Consider the following 21,090-nt stretch of genomic DNA (forward strand, 5'->3'; position numbering starts at 1 on the left):
AATCGTACGCCCTATATTCGTAGTCTTAATTGAGTCTAAATAAGATAAACTGGCGGTGAAGCGATGAAAAAACTGATCGGAAAGCTACATCTGTACCTGGGACTTGTCTCGGGCATTATGGTGTTTATTATTTCCATCACGGGATGTATCCTGGCATTTGAGCAGGAAATCAAAGCGATTACGCAACCCTACATGTTCGTGAAAGGCCCGACGGGCGGGAAAGTGCTGCCACCGTCGGAACTCGCCGGGATCGCCAAAAAAGCATTACCTGGTAAAATTGCGAAAGGGGTTCTTTACGACACGCCTGACCGTAATGCACAAGTCGGTTTTTACAACCTCGATCCTGAATATTATTACGTCGCCTACATTAATCAATACACCGGGAAACTGGAGCATATCTGGAATGAGGATGATGATTTCTTCCATTTCATTCTCCATGGTCATTACTACCTGTGGCTACCTGAGAAATATGGTCAGACAGTCGTGGCTTCGGCGACGCTGGTTTTCTTTTTCATGATGATCAGCGGAATGGTGCTCTGGTGGCCCAAAAACAAATCGGCTGCCAAACAGCGGTTTTCGATCAAATGGAATGCAGCCTGGCGGCGTAAGAACTATGACCTGCACAATGTACTAGGCTTTTACATTATGTCGATCGGTGTGATCCTGGCGGTTACAGGCTTGGTTTGGGGCTTTCAGTGGTTTTCGCAGGGGCTTTACACGGCTACGGGCGGGCAGGGTTCGGATATGTATTATAACCCGCCTTCCGACACCGTATCCACAGCTCAGGTAGCGGGCCCGATGCAGGCTGTGGACAAGGCCTGGTTTCAATTACAAAAGGAATACCCCCGATATGCAACCCTCAATATTTCGTTTCCCACCGAGAAGGCCGAATCGATATTTTCGTACGTAAACTTTCGGGAAGGCACCTATTATAATGTCGACTACAATTATTTTGACCAATATTCGGTCAAAAAGATCAATGCGACGGGACCCTATACCGGCAAATACAGTGAAGCCAGCTTTGCTAACACGCTGCGCCGTATGAATTACGACATTCACACGGGTGCTATCCTGGGTTTGCCGGGCAAAATTCTCATGTTCTGCGCCAGCCTGGTCTGCGCTTCATTGCCTATCACCGGTTTTGTGATTTGGTGGGGAAGAAGGAAGAAAGCGCCAAAAAAGGTCAAAAAGAGTGTTCCAGTCTTGGCGACACCATAATGAAAACAGTGTTTCGATAGGGGCGGTCGAGGCTCTCGGACACGGGTGTATAGCCAAGAGCCGGAAAGCCTTATTGTTTTTGGTAAACTCTCACGTAATCCACTTCAAAGCGGGCGGGAAATTCCGTTTTGGACAAATCACCGCCATTATCACCGCCTAATGCCATGCCCAGCAGAATGTAATGCGGTTGCTTGAAAGGCGTAATGTCCTTGTTTTTGGCATTAATGGCTTTGGCTTGATCTTGCAAGGCCATCAGCATGTCATCCACATAGATTTTGATCGAATTCTCGTCCCAATCCATCCGCCAGACGTGGAATTTCGATGACCAATCCGGGTCGTTGAAGGTACTGATCTGCTTTTTGTTGGTATTCCAAATGGGCTTATAGCGTTCATTCGAGCCCCAGGCGAGATTTGCGAGCAACGTTCCCCGGTAAAACTCCATAATGTCGATTTCGCCATTGTCCGGCCATTCTCCTTTTTCCCCCAACGTCCAGAATGCCGGCCAGATGCCTGAGCGCGTGTCAATTTTGGCCCGCATTTCGAAGCGGCCGTATTGAAAGCTCTTTTTGCCACGGGTAATGATGCTCGCCGAGGTGTATTCAGCGTATTCGCGGCTTTCTTTCCAATTACTGCTGCCGGGTTTGTAATCCGGGTTTTTGACCCGTTCTTTTTTGGCTTCGATAATCAGATAACCGCCTTTGCAGTAGGCATTATCACCCTGATACCATTGATCTTCGTGGTTACGCGTGAAGCCTTTTTCGGGCTGCCACACATTCGGGTCCGGCGCACCGTCGTAATCGAATTCGTCGGCCCATACGAGCTTGTATTGTGCGGTCGCGGGGAGGGAGCTCATAACCGTGAGGATGATCGTTAATAGTAATTTGTCAGGAGTTGTCATGGGTTGTCGAGTATTGCTGTGAGCGGTCTGTCGTGATTTGTTATTCGTTGCTTCCGAGATCATTGTGCAAAGATGTGGCGCCTGCTCTTTTACCCGAAATGCCAAATTGAAAAGAATTGACACTATAAATAGTTGTACCGGGTTTTATTTCTGGCGGTTTTCCTTTTTCTTGTAAACAACGGCTGGGCGTCGCTATTGCCGGCCTTTGTTGATTTTTATATGCGTAAATTTATTGATACTGCTAAAAAAGCCGGTTTGGACGGTTTCATGCTTGCATTACTCAGCATGATCCTGCTTGCCTGGCTCTGGCCCGCGCCGGGGATGCAGGATAGTCCGCTGCACCTCTCTACCGTTTCAACCTATGCGGTTTCAGTCATATTTTTCTTTTACGGCCTTCGCCTGAGTCCCGAAAAGTTGAAGGCCGGGCTCGTAAACTGGCGCCTGCATGTGATGGTGCATTTATCGACATTTGTACTTTTTCCGGTACTGGCGCTCGCATTCCGGTCGTTTTTTCAGAGCGAAGAGGGGCAGGTGATGTGGCTGGCAATCTTTTTTCTGACCGTCCTGCCGTCTACGGTTTCGTCGTCGGTAGTTATGGTATCCATCGCGCGGGGAAATATTCCGGCGGCGATATTCAATGCTAGTATTTCGAGTTTGATCGGCGTTTTCATCACGCCATTGTGGATGGGCCTCGTGCTGGAATCCGGCTCAGGACCATCCAGTCCGGGACCATCCGGTCCGGGACATTTTGATCTGCTTTCGGTAGTCGGAAAACTGTCCATGCAAGTACTACTTCCGGTATTTGCCGGGATTGCCCTCAACAGTCGCTGGGGGCATTTCGCGGAGCGCCACAAAAAGTACATCCGCTATTTCGATCAGTCGTCGATTTTGCTGATCGTCTACACTTCTTTTTGTGAATCGTTCGGGGAACACCTCTTCGATTCGCTTGGAATAAAAGAAATTGTATTTTTAGGGATAGGAATGCTCACGCTGTTTTTCGGGATCTATTTCTTGCTGACGTTTATTAGCGGCTTGCTGCATTTCAACAGGGAAGATAAGGTTACGGCGGTATTTTGCGGTTCTAAAAAGTCGCTGGTGCAAGGTGCGGTGATGTCGAAAGTGCTCTTTGCAGGGCCGGAAGCGGGTTTAATGCTGCTGCCGATTATGCTTTACCATGCATTGCAACTGATTGCGGCGAGCATTATCGCCCAACGGATGGCCCGGGAGCCGGAAATAGCGGAGGATTTTGTACTTAAAAAATAGGATATGCGCATCATATCATGGCTGGTGAGGCTGTTAGTGCTGATTTTGCTTTTGGCAGGGATTAACGCATTGTGGTCGGGTTTTAAAACCGGAAGCTGGATGCCCGATTGGCTCGGCGGGGAAGATAAGGTCGAGGCGATGCATACCGTGGTTTTGCAGGAGATCAGCTCGATGGGTAAGCTCGAAGTCGTGAAATACAACTTCAAGGATGTGGTGGAGCAGGAACTTGTGAAAATGTGGCTGCCCAATGCCAAGGCGATCCTGATCGTACAGGGAGAAGCGATTGGTTGTGTGGATTTAGCCAAAATTTCAATGGAAGATATTACCTCCGACGCCGAAACGCTCGTGATCAATATGCCCGAGCCCGAGCTATGTGTTTTTAAAATAGACCATAGTAAATCAAAGGTTTATAATACTGAATATGCCTTTACCGACGAGGCGAAACTAGTGCAGGAGGCTTATAAACAGGCCGAAAAACAAATACAGAAGTCGGCTCTGGACATGGGTATTCTCGACCAGACTAAGGAGAATGCCCAAAAAATACTGACCCCGATGCTGGAAAAAGCTTCCGGTAAAAAGGTGGTGCTGAAATTTCCGATGAATGCCAAAGTAGATAAGTTGCGATAATATAAACTGCGCTAAACCAACCCTTTCTAATGAGTAAAAAAGGATTTCTGACACTGGATGAACTTTCGGGCAAGATTGGGGGAGGGGAGATTGAAACCGTTGTAGTTGCATTTACGGACCATTACGGCCGGCTCATGGGCAAACGCGTAGACGCCGATTATTTCCTCGATTCGGTAGCTAAATCGGGCACGCACGGCTGCAATTATCTGCTCACGACCGACATGGCCATGGACCCGGTACCCGGCTACCGGTATGCCAACTGGGAGCTCGGTTACGGCGATTTCCATCTGGTACCCGACCTTGCTACCCTGCGCATCGCCGATTGGCTCGATAAAACCGCATTGGTGATTTGCGACGTACATAACGACAAGTCGCACCAGCTGGAATCGATTGCGCCGAGGTCACTGTTAAAAAAACAACTGGCCTCGCTCGCGAGCGACGGCGTCGAATGCTTCGCAGCCTCCGAATTGGAATATTACCTGCTCGAAAACAGCTATAAGCAGGCATTTCAGCAAAACTACCAGAACCTGAGTCCGGCGGGATATTACCTAGAAGATTACCATATTATGCAGGGCACGCGGAACGAAAAGTATACTTCGGCGGTCCGTAGATATTTAAAAAATTCGGGTATTGCGGTCGAGACTTCCAAAGGCGAATGGGGGCTGGGGCAGCACGAACTGAACGTGAAATATGCCGACGTGCTCTCGATGGCGGACAACCATATTGTGTACAAGCAATGCATGAAGGAAGTGGCCGATGCAATGGGTCTTTCCGTAACGTTCATGGCCAAATTCGCAACTGATCAGGCGGGTTCGAGCAGTCATATTCACATGAGTCTGTGGAAAGACGGCAAGAATATCTTCGACGGCGACCAGCAGTTCGGGCCGGTGAAAGGCTCCGATATTTTCCGCTGGTTCCTCGGCGGCTGGATCAAACATGTGCCGGACGTAATGCCGTTCTACGCACCGACCGTTAATTCCTATAAACGTTTCGTTGACGGCTCCTGGGCACCTACGCGGCTTGCGTGGAGCTATGATAACCGCACAGCCGGTTTCCGGGTCGTAGGCAACGGAGCCAGTCTGCGGATCGAATGCCGAATTCCCGGGGCCGATTGTAATCCCTACCTCGCATTTGCGGCGTCACTGGCCTCGGGCCTCGACGGCATCCGGAACCGTATTGAACCGCCCGAATGCTTTATCGGCGATATTTATGCCGCCGCGCATTTGCCTCGCGTACCCTACACGCTCGCGGAATCCGTTACACTGTTCGAAAACAGCGCGTTTGCCAAAGAGGTATTCGGCGAGGAAGTGGTGGAGCATTACACGCATTTTTTCAAAACCGAGCAACGGGCATATGATACGTCCGTGACAGACTGGGAGCGGAAGCGGTATTTTGAACAGATTTAATCACTCGTTACTATCCAAAAAAACATAACCAATCAAACCCCATGCGCTTAGAAAACAAAGTCGCGCTTATTACAGGTGGAAGCGGCGGAATCGGTCGTGAAACTGCTATTTTATTTGCCCAAGAAGGAGCTAAGATCATCGTGACGGATGTGAACGACGCCGCTGGTCAGGAGACTGCCGATGAGATCGTGAAAAACGGCGGAGAGGCTTACTTTCTACATTCGGATGTTTCTAAAGCAGCGGACTGCGAAGCGGCTGTGGCATTTACCGAAGAAAAATTCGGAAAACTGAATATCCTTTTCAATAACGCGGGGATCATGCACAGCGACGATGATAACGCCGTTACCACAGAAGAAGCGATCTGGGACCTGACAATGAACATCAATGCAAAAGGCGTTTTCCTGGGCTGCAAATATGGTATACCGGCATTGAAGCGTGCAGGGGGCGGCTCGATCATTAATACCGCTTCATTTGTAGCTATTTTGGGTGCCGCTACGCCGCAGGTGGCTTATACGGCGAGCAAAGGAGCGGTTCTCGCGCTTACGCGTGAGCTCGCGGTCATCCACGCACGTGAGAACATCCGTGTGAATGCATTGTGCCCGGGCCCATTGCGAACGGAGCTGCTGATGAAGTTTTTGAATACCGAAGAAAAGAAACAACGTCGCCTGGTACACATCCCGATGGGCCGTTTCGGCGAAGCCAAAGAAATGGCTTACGCTGCATTGTTCCTCGCTTCGGATGAGGCATCGTTCGTTACCGGCACCGACTTCCTCGTTGACGGCGGTATTACTTCGGCATATGTAACTCCATTGTAATTTGGGATAAAGGAGGATGGAGAAAAGGGAGGATGGAGGAGGCTCCATTCAGGTTCCCCTTCCTCCTTCCTCCCTTTCCTCCCTTTCCTCCCTTTCTCACTTTAAATATGATTCAAAAAACGATAAGCCCGATCGACGGCTCCGTGTATGTGGAACGCGAATTGGCGAACGCCGAGGCAGTGGAAGCTGCTTTGGAAAAAGCGGTAACAGCCCAAAAAGAATGGAAAAAGACGACATTGGCGCAACGTGAGGCTATTTGCCGGAAAGCGGTGGAGTATTTCCTGAACAATGCAGAGGAAATCGGTCTGGAACTGACCTGGCAAATGGGGCGGCCGATCCGCTACACGGCGAATGAGATCCGCCGCGGGTTTCAGGAGCGCGCTAACTACATGATTTCCGTAGCTGAAAAGGCACTCGCGGATGTGGAAGTCGATGAAATTCCTGGCTTTAAAAGATTTGTAAAAAGGGAGCCCCTGGGTGTAGTATTCGTAGTGGCGCCGTGGAATTATCCTTATCTGACGTCCGTGAACTCAGTGATACCGGCTATTATGTCGGGTAATGCGGTGATCTTGAAGCATGCACAGCAGACACCCCTTTGTGCAGAGCGTTACGCCGCCGCATTCGAGTACGCCGGTTTGCCGGAGGGTGTGTTTCAATATCTGCATTTAAGTCACGACCAGGTGGCGCAGGTGATTGGCGACGCGCGGGTCGACTATGTGGCATTTACGGGTTCGGTGGAAGGCGGTCATGCGGTGCAGAAAGCCATTAATGAGCGGTTTATAGTCGGCGGGCTGGAACTCGGCGGAAAGGATCCTGCATACGTACGTGCGGACGCGAACCTGGCCGACGCGATCGAAAACCTGGTAGACGGCTCCTTCTTCAATTCAGGACAGTCGTGCTGCGGAATCGAGCGCATTTATGTACATCAAAACGTTTATGATGAATTTATAAAGGGTTTTGAAGAATTGACCAAGACTTATATCCTGGGTGATCCGCGTGACACTGAAACGACATTAGGGCCGATGGTAAGGACCTCAGCAGCCAGCTTTGCACAAAAACAGATTGATGATGCTATTGCTCAGGGTGCCACTGCGTTGATCGACCCTGCATTGTTTCCTGCGCACCAGTCGGGTACGCCCTACCTCGCGCCGCAAGTGCTCGTGAATGTAAACCATTCGATGGACATTATGACGGAGGAAACTTTCGCGCCGGTAGTAGGTATTATGCCCGTCGCGAGCGACGAGGAGGCCATTCGGCTCATGAACGACAGCCAATACGGTCTTACCGCTTCCATCTGGACTTCAGACGTCGATGCGGCATTGCAGATCGGCGAGCAGGTCGAAACAGGCACCTGGTTCATGAACCGTTGCGACTACCTTGATCCCGCATTGGCCTGGACGGGTGTTAAGAATTCCGGTCGCGGTTGTACGCTGTCAGTCGTAGGTTACGAAGCATTAACGCGGCCTAAGTCTTTTCATTTGAAAATAGGGTAACATGGTTTGTTCGGCTATCTTTAATGTGAAAACCAGCTAATGTGAGGTATGAAAAGCATCGACACACTTGATTTAAATGGCACGTACAGCTATGCGGATTATTTGAAATGGGAGTTTGAAGAGCGCCTTGAACTAATCAAGGGAAAGATTTTCAAAATGTCGCCCGCGCCTGCTACCCGGCATCAACGAATTTCGGCATTGCTTTTATCCGAAATATGGCAATTGCTTAAATACAGAGACTGCCAGGTTTTTGCAGCTCCTTTTGATGTGAGACTTCCAAGGTTTGATGTTCAATCCGACAAGGAAATTCTCACAGTTGTTCAGCCCGATATTTCAGTGATTTGTGATCCAAGTAAAATAGATGAAAAAGGCTGTCTTGGTGCGCCCGACTGGATTATCGAGATACTATCCCCTGGCAACACCAGAAAGGAAATGGACAGCAAGTTTGATGTGTATGAGGAATCCGGTGTGAAAGAATATTGGTTGGTAGAGCCAAATGATGAAGTGATTTTCGTGTACGTATTAATTGAAGAAGGGAGATTTATTGGATTGAAGCCGTATACCGTAGGTCAGGCGCTTACTTCGATTACGTTACCTGACTTTACCATCGATTTAAACCAGCTTTTTGATAAAAAGTAGAATAACAATATGACAAAAGTCGGATTGCTGGAATGCGACCATGTACGCGAAGAGCTGTTGCCGATTGCGGGAGATTACCGGGAGATGTTCCCGGCTTTGTTTTCCCAGGTTGCACCGGATTGGGAGTTTACATTTTATAATGTTTGCAACGGATATTTTCCGGCTTCCGCAGATGAGTGTGACGTGTACGTTTGCACCGGTTCCAGGTTCTCGGTTTATGATGATGAGCCCTGGATTCATCGGTTGAAGGAGTTTGTACGTGAAATCCGTGATTCGGGTAAAAAATATCTGGGGATCTGTTTCGGGCATCAGATGCTGGCCGAAGCATTGGGTGGAAAAGTGGAAAAATCGGCTGTGGGCTGGTGCGTAGGTGTGCATAATTTCCAGGTGTTGAGCCAGCAGGAATGGATGCAACCGGCGCGACAGTCGTTCAATTTGCTGATGATGTGCCAGGACCAGGTGATGGAACTGCCGCCGGACAGCAAGCTGCTGGCCGAGTCGCAGGATTGTCCGATCGGCATGTTCACGGTCGGGGAAAACATGGTAGGGATACAGGCTCATCCCGAGTTTCCGAAGGCTTATGAAAAAGCATTGATGGAAATCCGAACGGATCGCATTGGTCAGGCGAAGGTCGAAATGGGCGTCGTGAGCCTGGAATTGCCGCTTCATGAGTTGACTTTTGCGAATTGGTTAAAGAATTTCGCCGCGTTATGAAGTGGCATGGCGGTTTGCTATTTTTACCGCTGCTAAGATTTTAACTTACCATTACCCGCAATGACCGAGAACAGCAAGGTATCCAGGCGTCAGATTTTGAGTGCCCACCAGACAGGCCAGAAAATACGCCGGATCGCTTTTGAAATATACGAGCAGAATTTTGAAGAAAAGGGCATTATTGTCGCCGGAATCGCAGGTGAAGGTTTTGCATTCGCTCAAAGACTGGTAGCCGAACTCACAGCAATATCCCCGCTGGACGCGCAATTGATCGAGCTCCGTTTCGACAAAAACATCCACCAGCAAAGCCCGATTCTGTTCGATCGCGAACTGAATGTGGAAAATCAGGTAGTAATCGTCGCGGATGATGTGCTTAATACAGGCCGTACGCTCGCATTCGCCTTGGAGCCGTTCCTGAAAGTACCGATGAAAAAGGTTCAGGTGGCGGTAATCGTCGACCGCAGCCACCACAAATTCCCGATTCACGCCGACTATGTGGGGTATTCGTTGAGTACCACGCTCATGGAGCATGTAGAAGTGGTTTTAAGCAGGGCAGAGGAAGAGGGGGTTTATTTAAAATGATATATACCACCGCAGCGCCGCTGCGGTGGCATCAAAACGACTGTAAACTAATGGAAAACACGCCTTAGTTTGACGTTTTCAACCGGCCGGATAATAAGCGGTACTTTTTCTATTTTGACGGAACTGCTATCGAGCCCGAACCACTTGTCTTCCGGTGTTGTGAAATCCTTGACAAAGAAATAAGTCTTCATTACGAGCTGTTCCAGGAAGGGCAGGTCGTTTTCAAACGAAAGGAACCTCTCTAATACTACAAAACGGAAATCTCCCGTAATGTTCTGTTTGCTCAGTGATTCATACCGGCTAGTAATGTCCACTTCCTTGTTTAAAACCATATCCTCAACGACTTTCCGGAAGAACATATTGATCCGTTGGTCGACGCGGAAACCGAGCCGGAAGTTAATTTTAATGACATTATCGTGGTGGTCCTCGTCGGACAGTACCTTGTATTCCATTGTGTAGGGATCATCCGTAATGTCGACGTGGATGAACCAGTACACATCAGCGCGTTTCGGCCGTTTCTGGAAAATAGAGTAAATAACCTTCGTTTCGATTTCCGTTGCGCGGGAGGCGTTCGTCATGAAAACGAGGTGGGTGGTGTACTTGGGAATACTGATGTCGCGGCTCAGCTCCTGCAATGCGGGCAGGTATTTTTCGAGCTTGGTGTATTCGGTGAGCCTGAGTTTGATATAGAACGCCTTGAGCCACACCGCCATCAAACCTGCGACCATTGTGCCGACCATAATCGTGAACCAGCCGCCGTGAGTGAATTTCAGCAGGTTAGCGCCGAGGAACGCACCTTCAATTGAAAGGTATACCAGCATGAACAGGATTACGATCCATAAATTCACCCGTTTTACGTATAGATAATACGACATCAGGATGGTAGTCATGATCATTGTGAGGGTGATAGCGAGCCCGTAAGCGGCTTCCATATTGGCCGACTCCTTGAAGTAAAGTACGACTGCCGTACAGCCCAGCAAGAGCAGCCAGTTAATACTTGGTACGTAGAGCTGGCCTTTTTGGTCACTGGGATAGATAAGCCTCACTTTCGGCCAGAAGTTGAGCCGTATCGCTTCTGAAATAAGCGTAAAAGAGCCTGATATTAATGCCTGGCTGGCGATAATCGCTGCAGAGGTTGCAATGACGATACCGGGCAGAAGCCACCATTCGGGCATGATTTCATAGAAAGGCTTACGTCCGCTCAGCAAATTGCCGGTTTGGGACAAAAGCCAGGCGCCCTGACCAAAGTAGTTCAATATCAAACAGGATTTGACAAGTACCCAGCTCACCCGGATATTTCCCCTGCCGCAATGTCCAAGGTCGGTGTAGAGTGCTTCGGCCCCCGTGGTGCAGAGAAAGACCGCGCCAAGCATCCAGAAGCCGCCCGGATGCTGTGTTAGCAATTGATAGCCATAAATCGGATTGAATGCCTTGAATATGCCCGGGTGTCCCATGATCTGATAAATTCCCAGAACGCCCAGCATCACAAACCAGGTTACCATTAAAGGGCCAAATGTCCGGCCGACGATTTTGGTGCCAAATGCCTGGATCAGGAAGATGGCCGTCAGGATGCCGAGGACGATGGGAATGGTCTGGATATTCGGATACAGTAGCTTTAACCCTTCCACTGCCGAGGCAACGGAAATAGGCGGGGTGATAATGCCGTCGGCAAGAAGGGTACTGCCACCGATGATAGCGGGAACGGTGAGCCACCGCGCATGCTTTCTCACCAATGCGTATAGAGCGAAAATGCCTCCTTCTCCCCGGTTATCGGCCCGGAGGATCAAAATAACATATTTGACGGTCGTCTGAAGGGTAAGTGTCCAGAATATACAAGACAGTGCGCCGTAGATAATTTCTTCGGTTATCACCTCGCTGCCGATAATCGCCTGCATTACATAAAGTGGCGACGTACCGATATCACCGTAGATAATGCCGAACGCCACCAGAAGCCCGGCGGCCGTTACCTTGTCAACTTTGTGTTTTGATTCCATCCACCTTTTCTGAAAAACGGCGAAAGTTAGGAAACCGCTTGCAAAGAAGGTATTACAAAATACAAATTTAATTTGTCAGTGCGACACTAAGCGGTAAAAGTGTTGAGAAGCAGGTAGCCATTCAACCCAATAATAATCAGCGCAATGACCCAGCTGATAGCCGTTAATGGCCGTGAATTGGCAAACGGTCCCATGATTTTGCTGTTCGAAGTGAAAAATACCAGCGGTACCACGGCAAAACTCAGTTGCAGGGACAGAATCACCTGGCTGAGCACGAGTAGTTCGGCTGTTCCGCGCTCGCCGTACAGGTAGGACACGAACAGCGCAGGGATAATGGCGATACCGCGCGTCAGCAGCCGGCGTAGCCAGGGTTTCAGGCGAATATTGAGGAAGCCTTCCATCACGATCTGCCCTGCGAGGGTGCCTGTGAGTGTGGAGCTCTGTCCTGACGCGAGTAATGCGAGGGCGAAGAATATGCCCGCGAGACTCACGCCGAGCACAGGATCGAGGAGATGGTAGGCGTCGGTGATGTCGGCGATTTCAAAATGGCCGTTGGCGTGGAATGCCGACGCGGCCAGAATAAGGATGGAGCCGTTGATGAAGAAAGCCAGTGCCAGCGAAACGGTCGAATCGATGGTCGCGAAGCGTATCGCGGAACGTTTGCCTGCCTCGTCTTTTTTGAAATTGCGGGTCTGGACGATGCTGGAATGTAAATACAGGTTGTGCGGCATCACGGTGGCTCCGAGGATACCGATGGCGATATAGAGCATTCCCGGGTCGGTCACGATTTCCTTTTTAGGTACCAATCCACCCATAATACCAGCCAGCGATGGCTGCGAAACGATCATTTCATATAAAAAACTCAGCAGGATAATACTCATAAGCCCGGCCACAATGCTCTCGATAATGCGAAATCCTTTTTGTTGGAAATACAAGACAATAAGCACATCGAATGCCGTAAACAGGACGCCAATGGGCAACGGAAGCCCGAAAAGGAGGTTCAGAGCAATGGCAGAACCGATCACTTCGGCGAGGTCGGTGGCGGCGATGGCGATTTCAGAAAGCAACCAGAGTACAAATGATACGGGACGGGAGTAGTAATCACGGCAGGCTTGCGCAAGGTCGCGGCCGGATGCAATGCCAAGTTTCAGCGACAAATGCTGTAAAAGCATGGCAAAGAGGTTTGAGATCAGGATCACGGAAAGCAGCGTGTAGCCAAACCGCGAGCCGCCCTCGATATCGGTAGCCCAGTTGCCCGGATCGATGTAGCCTACAGCCACCATCAGGCCCGGACCAGCAAATGCAGCCATTTTTTTCCAGAAACCAGCTCCTTCCGGCACCGAAATCGAAGAGTGAACTTCGGATAGCGAGCGGAGCTGCTCGCCATGGCCCGGTGTTTTCTCTTGCAAAGACTTATCTATTTTTAAATCGTCAATCATTTCCTTAGTCTCCGAAATAAACAATTTAGTTCTCTGAAAACAAAGATAAGGAAATTCTGAATATATTTTTAGGTTAGTCTAAATTTTTTAATTTACAGATAGTAAATCGTACTTTTGCCGGATATCTAAGATTGGTAACCGGGGCTTACAAAGCATGCAGAATTCTTTCACAGAAGAAAATTACTTAAAGATCATCCACGCGCTTTCCGGACGCGACGGGGTAGAAGTGAGCACGAACGCGCTTGCGGAGAGTACGTCTACGCGTGCCGCGTCGGTAACGGACATGCTGCGCAAGCTGGCCGAGAAGGGATTGATCCATTATAAAAAATACCAGGGGGTAACACTGACGGAAAGTGGGGAAAAAGTGGCGATCAAGGTGATCCGCAAGCATCGCCTCTGGGAAGTTTTTCTGGTTGAAAAGCTGGGTTTCGGTTGGGACGAGGTGCACGATATTGCCGAAGAACTGGAACATATTCCATCGGAAGTATTGGTGGAAAAGCTAGATGCATTCCTGGGCCATCCGAAGTTTGATCCGCACGGTGACCCTATTCCAGACGCGAAAGGGAACCTTACGGAACCCGACTATTTAATTCTTACTGACGTGCACGTTGGTGAAAAAGTGTTAATGATGGGGGTGCTCGATCATGCCCCTTCTTTCTTGCAACACCTTGATCGGTCGGGGATTACGCTTGGTGCGGTGATAGAAGTGAAGGAAATTAATGAATACGATAAATCGGCGTCCGTACAGATTAATGGCGGTCCGACGTTGTTTATCAGTCTCGAAGTGTCCAAAAACCTGCTGGTACAGCGCCGATGAGACCATAACCAGCCATGAACTTTAAAATCCTCGATCGGTACCTGATCAAAAACTTCCTGATTACCTACGTATTCGTGGCGTTCGTCATCGTACTGATTATCTGTATGATCGACTACACCGAAAAGGTGGACGACTTCCTCGACAAAAAAGCGCCGCTCAGGGAGATACTCGTCGATTATTACCTTAATCTGATTCCCTACTGGATCAACTATATCAGCCCGCTGATGGTGTTCATCGCAACGGTGTTCTTCACCTCGCGTATTGCGGCACGCACGGAGATCATAGCCATGCTGAGCAGCGGGATCAGTTTTACGCGGATGCTGATGCCCTACATGGCCGGGGCGGTTGTGCTCGGGATTCTGACGTTCATTCAGGTAGGATGGGTTTTGCCCAGAGCCAACAAGATCCGGGTTGGTTTTGAAAAAACTTATGTAAAAAACGAGTTCTATTTCAGCGGGCACAACGTTCATATCACCATCGCGCCCGACGTGTATGCCTACCTGGAAAGCTACAATACCACCACGCAGACCGGGAATAAATTCACGATGGAGACGATTAAAGGCACGAAACTGCTTCAAAAGTTTTACGCGGAGAAAATCGTCTGGCAGCCAAAAAAGAAGAAATGGACGCTACAAAATTATCAGGTGCGGACGCTCGATAGTCTCGGCGAACGGCTGAGCCGCGGAACGGAGATTGATACGACTATTAACCTCTCTCCCAAAGACTTCGAAAGCGATTATAACCTCTACGAAACTTTTACGCTACCTGAGCTGAACGCTTACATAGAGCTGTTGAAAAGTCGTGGCGCGGATGGTCTGGAGGTATATCTGATCGAAAAATATATCCGCTTCACCCAACCGTTCGCCATCCTGATCCTGACGGCTATCGGCGTGATTGTTTCGGCCCGGAAGAGCCGCCGCGGGGTAGGCTGGCAGATTGCCCTGGGCTTTATGCTGGCATTTGTTTACATCCTTTTCTTTTTATTATCCAAAGGTGTGGCCGAAGCGGGTACGATCAATACGCTTTTTGCCGTGTGGTTGCCTAACATCGTATTTTCACTGATCGGGGTGTTGCTTTATAAAACATTACCGAGGTAGTATGCTTTCTTCCACTTCCGTTCGCTCGTACCTGCACTTGCATTTCCTGGTGATGATCTGGGGCTTCACGGCCATTGTGGGGCTGATGGTCTCTATTTCGCCGGTTGCATTGGTTTTGTACCGGACGTTTTTTGCGGCTATCGGCCTGAGCGTTGTCATATTGTTGTCAAAAAAGAGCTTTGCGGTTGCGGGGCGCGATCTGTTGAGGATACTGGGTGTGGGCTTTTTGCTTTCTGCCCATTGGATGCTGTTTTTCGCGTCGGCCCGGATTTCTACCGCTTCGGTTTGCCTGGCAGGAATGGCTACTACTTCCCTCTGGACGAGCCTTTTGGAGCCATTAGTTAATAAGCGGAAGATCAGTCCGCTCGAAGTGGGGTTGGGTATTCTCGCATTTGCGGGCTTGTACGTGGTTTTTAGATTTGAATTTGACCATGCATTAGGCCTGGGGCTTGCTATTGCTTCTGCCATGCTGGCGGCGAGTTTTACAGTAGCCAACAGCCGGCTCGTGCAGCGGATTGATGCCTGGGTGATCACTTTTTATGAAATGTCGGGGGCGTCATTGTTTTCGCTGCTGTTTCTCGGGATTTCTGAAAACAAAGACTGGAATGGCGGAGCGCCATTCATTCCGGCGCAGGGCGATTGGGTCTGGATATTGTTCCTCGCGCTCGTGTGTACCGTGTACGCGAGCACGATGGCGACTCAGCTGATGAAGCAATTTTCTGCTTACCTCATTAACCTGACTATCAATCTGGAGCCGGTTTACGGCATCGCATTGGCCTTTTTTATTTTCGGAGAAAAAGAGCGGATGACGCAAGGTTTTTACATGGGTACGCTGCTGATTTTGCTGGCGGTGATCCTGTATCCATTGCTGACCACCACCGTAATGAAGAAGAATAACCGTAAGGTAATTGAAGCCGGTAAATAGATCATATTGAGCTGCCGGTTGCCGGGAAAGGGAGCTTATTAACTTATTACTACTATTTTTGTCGATTCAACCAACAGGGTGACATATGAATCCAGCTCGTTTACTTTTAGTCGTGCCATGCTACAATGAAGAGGCAATCTTGTATCGGACGTACGCTAAATTAAACACCTACTACAACGGCATCAAGGAGCAGGGCCTCATTGCTGAGGACAGCCGCATTTGTCTTGTGAATGACGGCAGCCGGGACAAAACCTGGTCGATCATCGAAGACATTTGCAGCAAGGATTCCAATATCATCGGTGTCGGGCTTTCCCGGAATTTCGGCCACCAGAGCGCCATTATGGCCGGTTTGGAGCAGCATGTGAATGATTACGACTGTTTTATCACGATCGACGCCGACTTGCAGGACGATATCAACGCTATTACCGCCATGATCGAAAAGCACCGCGAGGGCGCGATGGTCGTGTACGGCGTGCGCGGCGACCGCAGTTCTGATAGCTGGTTCAAGCGGGTTACTGCCGAAGGCTTTTATGTGCTCATGCAAAAAATGGGCGTCCCGGTGGTATTCAATCATGCGGATTTCCGTTTGATGGACCAGCGGGTGCTCAAAGAACTTGGAAACTTCCGGGAGATCAATATGTTCCTCCGGGGCATTGTGCCGTTGATCGGTTTTAAAAACGAAAAGGTGTTTTACAGCCGCCTGGAACGTGAGGCGGGCGAGACCAAATACCCGCTCAGCAAAATGCTGCTTTTTGCCTGGAACGGCATTACCTCGTTTTCTACATTTCCGATGCGGCTGGTGCTGTATTTCGGGTTTGCCAATTTCTTTATCGCGATGCTGATCGTCGTGTACATTCTTTTTTCATACATGATCGGTCATACAGTGGCGGGGTGGACGTCGACTATGCTGCCGCTCACATTTTTCAGTGGATTTAATATGATGGCGCTTGGCCTGATCGGGGAATATATCGGTAAGATTTATGAAGAAGTAAAAGGCCGTCCACGCTATATCATAGAAAAAATTGTCAATGAATAGATTTTATAGAAAATACCGGGTTGTCGGCAACTGGGCGAATATCCTGCTGATGCTGACCGTACTGGTGCCTTTGCTGGCGCTTTCGTACTTCAACCATCCGTCGCCGGCGGACGATTTCTGTTACATTTTTACAGTGTTCAAAATAGGCTGGTTCGAGGCCATGAAACTGTACTATACCGAGTGGACAGGCCGCTACTTTGGAATATTCCTCAACCACACGAGCCCGCTGCTCTTCCATTCGATCATCGGTTTTAAAGTATTGCCGGTCATACTGCTGCTCGGGATGGTTTTCGCATTGTACAGCCTCTTCCGGCACCTAACGCCCACATTATCGCGATTGGCCCATTTGGGGTTTGCGGGTGTGGTTTTCTTCCTGTATATCCTCAAAATGATGAGCATTTCGGAAGCATTCTACTGGATGGCGGCATTTGTGACCTACACGGTTCCGAATATCCTCACATTGCTCTGGATTGTACTTGTGCTCCGCTGGTACCGCCAGGACACGCAGCCTGCGAAGCTGTTTGTCGGTGCGCTTTCGGGCTTTTTGATATTTGCGGTAATAGGTAGCAGCGAAACAAACCTGCTGATCATGGTGCTGCTTGTAGGCGCGTGGCTCGCTTACCGAGTGCTTTTCCACCGGAAAGTCGATGCATTTATGGTTTCGATGGCTGTGATAACGGCGCTTTCCTGTTATTTTTACTTTGCATCGCCGGGTAATGCAGCGCGTATCGGCGGTAACCCGTTGGGTGGTAACATTCCTTTCTCGGTAGTTTCTTCATTTAAAAAACTGGCCTACCTGGGTTTTGACTGGGTTTTCCGGACGCCGTTGATATTCTTTACACTGGCCTGGCTTTTTGTACTTTCACGGCTTTCGGAAGGTGCGCGAAATTACTTCTCCATTCCGGTGTGGTATGCCGTATTGCTCTTTATCGGCGTGTTGTCGGCGCAATTGTTTCCTTCCTATTACGGAGTGGGGATCGAGCCGACGCCGCGTGTCATCAACTGCGTGTACTTCTTTTTTCTGATCGGTTGGTTTTATGTCATCGGAGTGCTTTTTCATTATTTCAAAAAGCGGAAGATTACCGTTTTGACTCTGACCGCCGTGCGGTATGGCATCGTTTGCGCGATACTAGTGGCGTCGGTGGTGCTTTCGTTTGTCCGCAGCAGCAATGTGAAAATGATGTATACCGATCTGCTGAAAGGCAAAGCGGCCGCATTCGACAAGGAAATGTACCAGCGTTATGCATTGATCAAGAACTCGCAGGACGACATTTTGTACCTGCCGCCCATCCGTTCGAAACCGATGACGATTTTCCTCGACGACGACATTAAAACCGACCCTACCCACTGGTGGAACAAATGCACCGCGGGTTATTTTGGGAAGGAAGCCATTTACATGAAAGACACTGAAGGTGGACAACAGCAATAAAAAGCCGCTTTTCTTCCTGGTAACGGCGGTGCCCGTGGTATTGTGGATAGGAGTGATCCTGTACTACTCAGTAAACCTGCCCTGGTACGACGATTTTGACCCGTTCCCCGATTTTCTGCACAAATGGATCACCAGTAATTCATTTCCGGAACGTCTGAAACTACTTTTTCAGCCCAATAACGAACACCGGATGGTGGTGGGTAAGCTGGCTACACTCGTTTACTATTGGGTTACAGGACATCTCGATTTTAGTTTCCTGCATATTGCTGCGGCACTTTTTACATTGGGTACCCTGGCGGTGTTCTGGCGCGCGTTCAAGCGCTCCACTCTGAGCATATGGTATTTCCTGCCCGTGCCGTTTTTGCTTTTCCAGCTTCAATACCATTTGATTTTCCTTTGGGCTATATGCGGTTGGCAGCATCAGCCTGTCGTTTTCTTTGTGGTACTATCGATGTTTTTACTCTCGGGCAAGCGCTATGCGGGTGCACTGCTTGCAGGTGTGTGCGCTACGTACGCGATGAGCAGTGGGATTTTCGTTTGGCCGGCGGGTGTAGCGGTACTTCTGCTCCGGTCGCAGTACAAACAATTGGCTGTCTGGATTCTGGTGGGTGCCGTGGCAGTAGGATTGTATTTCTACGGCATGTCGGCGCAGGGTAACGAGTCGAGCTTCGCGTTTTTTGTCAAAAATCCGCATTTATCGGTTCTCGGCTTTTTTACATTCCTGGGCGGCTTGTTCGATTTCTTTCCTGAAAAAGACATTGTTGTGCGCTCGGCATTACCGGTGATGATGGCCTTCGCGGTTATGATCTGGGTGGTAATCTGGCTTTGGCGGCAAGTTACACCCTGGCTCGCCCGTACATTTGGTTGGTTCAAAAGCGGTCCGGCCGTTGTTCAGAGTGAAGGTACCAGCAATCTGAATGCATTTTTACTCGGTATTTTGAGCTTCCTGCTCGTGGAGGCGCTGGTGATCGGCCTGTTACGTCCCCGGTTCGGTTTTTTTGTCATGATAGTGAGTAACTACAAGATATATCCGGCTCTGTTCCTGATTGTTACCTATTTGTCGTTTGTGGTTTCAACTCAAAATCAAAACATGCGCAAGCTTGCATTGCGAGGGGCTGCTGCGATAGGCTTGGTGATTTGGGGCATATCCATTTATTCGTATTTGCCGGTGATTTCGGAGCGCAGGAAATACTATACTGTGAATGGCTACAACCAGGAGCATAATGGTTTCGGACTGGGCCATGTTCCTTATTCGGAAGGCGCCCGGTATGTGGATAATGTGATGAAGTACCTGGTAAAAGCCGGTGTTTACAAATACCCGGAAGAAGGGAATGAGCTCGGTCGGCAGGTGAATGCACTCACGACGGCATTCCCGGTTGAAAGGCAGATAACCGTCACACATCGCGAAAAGGGTATTTATGTGAACGATCCGGAAGGAACGATCTCCCCGTCGCGTTCGAATGGCGAATATGCATTCGTGCGCAATGGAGAACGCCTGTATTTTTTCAAAATGGAGCCGCATAAGTACACCGGCCGCAATTTTTTCAAGCAGTACGACAAGGGTTTTGACATTGAAATACCGCATTCATCCCTGTTACCCGGAACGTATGATCTGGGAATCGTGAACGTGGAAGGTGCCGCTCTCAATGGCGGTGTTCTTGGAAAAGTGACAATACCTTAAATAACAGAATGTTTCGATAATAGACCGAAAGGTGTATTTTTGCCTCTATTGGTCATTGAAAAACTCAGCATATTGAAAACTCCTCAAATTTCAATCGTCGCGCCGCTATATAATGAATCTGAGACGCTTCCGCTTCTGATACAGCGTATCAACGCGTTAATGGACGCCAGCCCGCTTGCTATTGAAGTGGTTTTGATCGATGATGGAAGTAAGGATGACACGGCGCTTAAAATCAGGCAGGTAGCTTTGACAGACGAGCGGTATCATGGTGTTTTTCTATCGCGTAACCATGGTCACCAGCTTGCATTGACAGCGGGTATTTCTGCCGCACGCGGCACGGAGGCGCTCTTTGTGATCGATGGCGATTTGCAGGACCCGCCGGAGCTATTGCCGGAATTTTACAAATTGTTGCAGGAAGGAAATGACGTCGTTTACGCTGTCCGCAAGAAACGAAAGGAGGGCTTTGTCAAACGGATGGGTTACTACTGGTTCTACCGCATTCTTCGTTCGATTTCCTATGTAGATATTCCGCTCGACAGCGGTGATTTTGCATTGATCAGCCGAAGGGTAGTCGATGTTTTGAATAAAATGCCTGAGGAAAGCCGCTACCTGCGCGGAATGCGTTCCTGGATCGGTTTCAAGCAGATCGGATACGAGTACGAGCGCGACGCGCGCATCGCGGGGGAATCCAAATATACTTTCAAACAGCTTTTCAGGCTGGCTTACAATGGAATTTTCAATTTCAGTGAATTTCCCATCAAATTCATGAGCCGGGTGGGCATGACGGCCATTGTAATTTCGTTGATCTATTTCGCGACCGTCGTAGTCAAAAAGTTGTTTTTCGCCCACGTGATCGAGGGTTTTGCAGCCCTGCTATTTGTCATCATTCTGTTCAGCGGGGTGCAGTTGCTGGCGCTGGGCATTATTGGAGAATATGTGCTCCGGATTTTCTTTCAATCCAAAAACCGTCCCCTGTTCATTATCAAAGAGGAAATAGTCAACCGGGAGTACATTTGACCT

19 protein-coding genes are annotated in these 21,090 nt (G+C 49.3%); 16 read left to right on the forward strand and 3 right to left on the reverse strand.

What is annotated here, in order from left to right:
• Positions 1–63: 63 nt before the first annotated feature.
• On the forward strand, positions 64–1,218 hold the full coding sequence (locus ACQ4MZ_RS10150; RefSeq protein WP_430844730.1) for a PepSY-associated TM helix domain-containing protein: 1,155 nt from the start codon (positions 64–66) through the stop codon (positions 1,216–1,218).
• Positions 1,219–1,288: 70 nt separating this feature from the next.
• Here ACQ4MZ_RS10150 and ACQ4MZ_RS10155 read toward each other — a convergent pair whose 3' ends face one another.
• Positions 1,289–2,116 carry a glycoside hydrolase family 16 protein gene (locus ACQ4MZ_RS10155; RefSeq protein ID WP_430844732.1) on the reverse strand — a complete coding sequence of 276 codons (828 nt, stop codon included), beginning with the start codon at positions 2,114–2,116 and terminating at the stop codon, positions 1,289–1,291.
• Between the two features lie 219 nt (positions 2,117–2,335).
• Between ACQ4MZ_RS10155 and ACQ4MZ_RS10160 the strand changes: the two genes are divergently transcribed.
• From ACQ4MZ_RS10160 to ACQ4MZ_RS10195, 8 genes are all read left to right on the forward strand, one after another.
• The gene (locus ACQ4MZ_RS10160; protein ID WP_430844733.1) at positions 2,336–3,379 is read left to right on the forward strand and encodes a bile acid:sodium symporter family protein; all 1,044 of its coding nucleotides are present in this window, start codon (positions 2,336–2,338) and stop codon (positions 3,377–3,379) included.
• A gap of 3 nt (positions 3,380–3,382) precedes the next feature.
• Positions 3,383–4,006 carry a DUF4230 domain-containing protein gene (locus tag ACQ4MZ_RS10165; protein WP_430844734.1) on the forward strand — a complete coding sequence of 208 codons (624 nt, stop codon included), beginning with the start codon at positions 3,383–3,385 and terminating at the stop codon, positions 4,004–4,006.
• Positions 4,007–4,035: 29 nt separating this feature from the next.
• On the forward strand, positions 4,036–5,412 hold the full coding sequence (locus tag ACQ4MZ_RS10170) for a glutamine synthetase family protein (RefSeq protein WP_430844735.1): 1,377 nt from the start codon (positions 4,036–4,038) through the stop codon (positions 5,410–5,412).
• Positions 5,413–5,453: 41 nt separating this feature from the next.
• On the forward strand, positions 5,454–6,227 hold the full coding sequence (locus ACQ4MZ_RS10175) for a glucose 1-dehydrogenase (RefSeq protein ID WP_430844737.1): 774 nt from the start codon (positions 5,454–5,456) through the stop codon (positions 6,225–6,227).
• 107 nt (positions 6,228–6,334) lie between these two features.
• The gene (locus ACQ4MZ_RS10180) at positions 6,335–7,720 is read left to right on the forward strand and encodes an aldehyde dehydrogenase family protein (RefSeq protein ID WP_430844739.1); all 1,386 of its coding nucleotides are present in this window, start codon (positions 6,335–6,337) and stop codon (positions 7,718–7,720) included.
• A 48-nt stretch (positions 7,721–7,768) separates the two neighbouring features.
• Positions 7,769–8,359 carry a Uma2 family endonuclease gene (locus ACQ4MZ_RS10185; RefSeq protein ID WP_430844741.1) on the forward strand — a complete coding sequence of 197 codons (591 nt, stop codon included), beginning with the start codon at positions 7,769–7,771 and terminating at the stop codon, positions 8,357–8,359.
• A gap of 9 nt (positions 8,360–8,368) precedes the next feature.
• The gene (locus ACQ4MZ_RS10190) at positions 8,369–9,073 is read left to right on the forward strand and encodes a glutamine amidotransferase-related protein (protein WP_430844742.1); all 705 of its coding nucleotides are present in this window, start codon (positions 8,369–8,371) and stop codon (positions 9,071–9,073) included.
• A gap of 60 nt (positions 9,074–9,133) precedes the next feature.
• A complete protein-coding gene (locus ACQ4MZ_RS10195) occupies positions 9,134–9,652 on the forward strand; it encodes a phosphoribosyltransferase family protein (RefSeq protein WP_430844744.1) in 519 nt (172 codons plus the stop codon).
• A gap of 47 nt (positions 9,653–9,699) precedes the next feature.
• Here ACQ4MZ_RS10195 and ACQ4MZ_RS10200 read toward each other — a convergent pair whose 3' ends face one another.
• The gene (locus ACQ4MZ_RS10200) at positions 9,700–11,646 is read right to left on the reverse strand and encodes a KUP/HAK/KT family potassium transporter (protein WP_430844746.1); all 1,947 of its coding nucleotides are present in this window, start codon (positions 11,644–11,646) and stop codon (positions 9,700–9,702) included.
• 86 nt (positions 11,647–11,732) lie between these two features.
• Complete coding sequence (locus ACQ4MZ_RS10205; protein WP_430844747.1) at positions 11,733–13,085, reverse strand: Nramp family divalent metal transporter; 1,353 nt, start codon at positions 13,083–13,085, stop codon at positions 11,733–11,735.
• Between the two features lie 154 nt (positions 13,086–13,239).
• Between ACQ4MZ_RS10205 and ACQ4MZ_RS10210 the strand changes: the two genes are divergently transcribed.
• The 7 genes from ACQ4MZ_RS10210 to ACQ4MZ_RS10240 all read left to right on the forward strand — a co-directional run bounded on the left by ACQ4MZ_RS10210 (position 13,240) and on the right by ACQ4MZ_RS10240 (position 21,087).
• Complete coding sequence (locus ACQ4MZ_RS10210) at positions 13,240–13,902, forward strand: metal-dependent transcriptional regulator (RefSeq protein WP_430844749.1); 663 nt, start codon at positions 13,240–13,242, stop codon at positions 13,900–13,902.
• 14 nt (positions 13,903–13,916) lie between these two features.
• On the forward strand, positions 13,917–14,999 hold the full coding sequence (locus ACQ4MZ_RS10215) for an LptF/LptG family permease (RefSeq protein ID WP_430844751.1): 1,083 nt from the start codon (positions 13,917–13,919) through the stop codon (positions 14,997–14,999).
• 1 nt (position 15,000) lies between these two features.
• Entirely contained in the window at positions 15,001–15,924 is a 924-nt protein-coding gene (locus ACQ4MZ_RS10220; protein ID WP_430844752.1) for a DMT family transporter, read from the forward strand.
• Positions 15,925–16,009: 85 nt separating this feature from the next.
• A complete protein-coding gene (locus ACQ4MZ_RS10225) occupies positions 16,010–16,960 on the forward strand; it encodes a glycosyltransferase family 2 protein (protein ID WP_430844753.1) in 951 nt (316 codons plus the stop codon).
• Positions 16,953–18,389: a DUF6056 family protein gene (locus tag ACQ4MZ_RS10230; RefSeq protein ID WP_430844755.1), complete on the forward strand. Its 1,437-nt coding sequence runs from the start codon at positions 16,953–16,955 to the stop codon at positions 18,387–18,389. Before ACQ4MZ_RS10225 ends, ACQ4MZ_RS10230 begins: the two co-directional genes overlap by 8 nt.
• A complete protein-coding gene (locus ACQ4MZ_RS10235; RefSeq protein WP_430844757.1) occupies positions 18,373–20,070 on the forward strand; it encodes a hypothetical protein in 1,698 nt (565 codons plus the stop codon). The genes ACQ4MZ_RS10230 and ACQ4MZ_RS10235 overlap by 17 nt, the downstream gene beginning before the upstream one ends.
• A 72-nt stretch (positions 20,071–20,142) precedes the next feature.
• Positions 20,143–21,087: a glycosyltransferase family 2 protein gene (locus ACQ4MZ_RS10240; RefSeq protein ID WP_430844759.1), complete on the forward strand. Its 945-nt coding sequence runs from the start codon at positions 20,143–20,145 to the stop codon at positions 21,085–21,087.
• Positions 21,088–21,090 lie beyond the last annotated feature (3 nt).

This window comes from Dyadobacter sp. BHUBP1 (assembly GCF_050587785.1).
Classification (GTDB): domain Bacteria; phylum Bacteroidota; class Bacteroidia; order Cytophagales; family Spirosomataceae; genus Dyadobacter.

What these genes read in the sequence shown, in the direction of transcription:
- ACQ4MZ_RS10150 (WP_430844730.1), top strand. Translation starts at nt 64, where the DNA reads ATGAAAAAACTGATCGGAAAGCTACATCTGTACCTGGGACTTGTCTCG.
- ACQ4MZ_RS10155 (WP_430844732.1), bottom strand. Translation starts at nt 2,116, where the DNA reads ATGACAACTCCTGACAAATTACTATTAACGATCATCCTCACGGTTATG.
- ACQ4MZ_RS10160 (WP_430844733.1), top strand. Translation starts at nt 2,336, where the DNA reads ATGCGTAAATTTATTGATACTGCTAAAAAAGCCGGTTTGGACGGTTTC.
- ACQ4MZ_RS10165 (WP_430844734.1), top strand. Translation starts at nt 3,383, where the DNA reads ATGCGCATCATATCATGGCTGGTGAGGCTGTTAGTGCTGATTTTGCTT.
- ACQ4MZ_RS10170 (WP_430844735.1), top strand. Translation starts at nt 4,036, where the DNA reads ATGAGTAAAAAAGGATTTCTGACACTGGATGAACTTTCGGGCAAGATT.
- ACQ4MZ_RS10175 (WP_430844737.1), top strand. Translation starts at nt 5,454, where the DNA reads ATGCGCTTAGAAAACAAAGTCGCGCTTATTACAGGTGGAAGCGGCGGA.
- ACQ4MZ_RS10180 (WP_430844739.1), top strand. Translation starts at nt 6,335, where the DNA reads ATGATTCAAAAAACGATAAGCCCGATCGACGGCTCCGTGTATGTGGAA.
- ACQ4MZ_RS10185 (WP_430844741.1), top strand. Translation starts at nt 7,769, where the DNA reads ATGAAAAGCATCGACACACTTGATTTAAATGGCACGTACAGCTATGCG.
- ACQ4MZ_RS10190 (WP_430844742.1), top strand. Translation starts at nt 8,369, where the DNA reads ATGACAAAAGTCGGATTGCTGGAATGCGACCATGTACGCGAAGAGCTG.
- ACQ4MZ_RS10195 (WP_430844744.1), top strand. Translation starts at nt 9,134, where the DNA reads ATGACCGAGAACAGCAAGGTATCCAGGCGTCAGATTTTGAGTGCCCAC.
- ACQ4MZ_RS10200 (WP_430844746.1), bottom strand. Translation starts at nt 11,646, where the DNA reads ATGGAATCAAAACACAAAGTTGACAAGGTAACGGCCGCCGGGCTTCTG.
- ACQ4MZ_RS10205 (WP_430844747.1), bottom strand. Translation starts at nt 13,085, where the DNA reads ATGATTGACGATTTAAAAATAGATAAGTCTTTGCAAGAGAAAACACCG.
- ACQ4MZ_RS10210 (WP_430844749.1), top strand. Translation starts at nt 13,240, where the DNA reads ATGCAGAATTCTTTCACAGAAGAAAATTACTTAAAGATCATCCACGCG.
- ACQ4MZ_RS10215 (WP_430844751.1), top strand. Translation starts at nt 13,917, where the DNA reads ATGAACTTTAAAATCCTCGATCGGTACCTGATCAAAAACTTCCTGATT.
- ACQ4MZ_RS10220 (WP_430844752.1), top strand. Translation starts at nt 15,001, where the DNA reads ATGCTTTCTTCCACTTCCGTTCGCTCGTACCTGCACTTGCATTTCCTG.
- ACQ4MZ_RS10225 (WP_430844753.1), top strand. Translation starts at nt 16,010, where the DNA reads ATGAATCCAGCTCGTTTACTTTTAGTCGTGCCATGCTACAATGAAGAG.
- ACQ4MZ_RS10230 (WP_430844755.1), top strand. Translation starts at nt 16,953, where the DNA reads ATGAATAGATTTTATAGAAAATACCGGGTTGTCGGCAACTGGGCGAAT.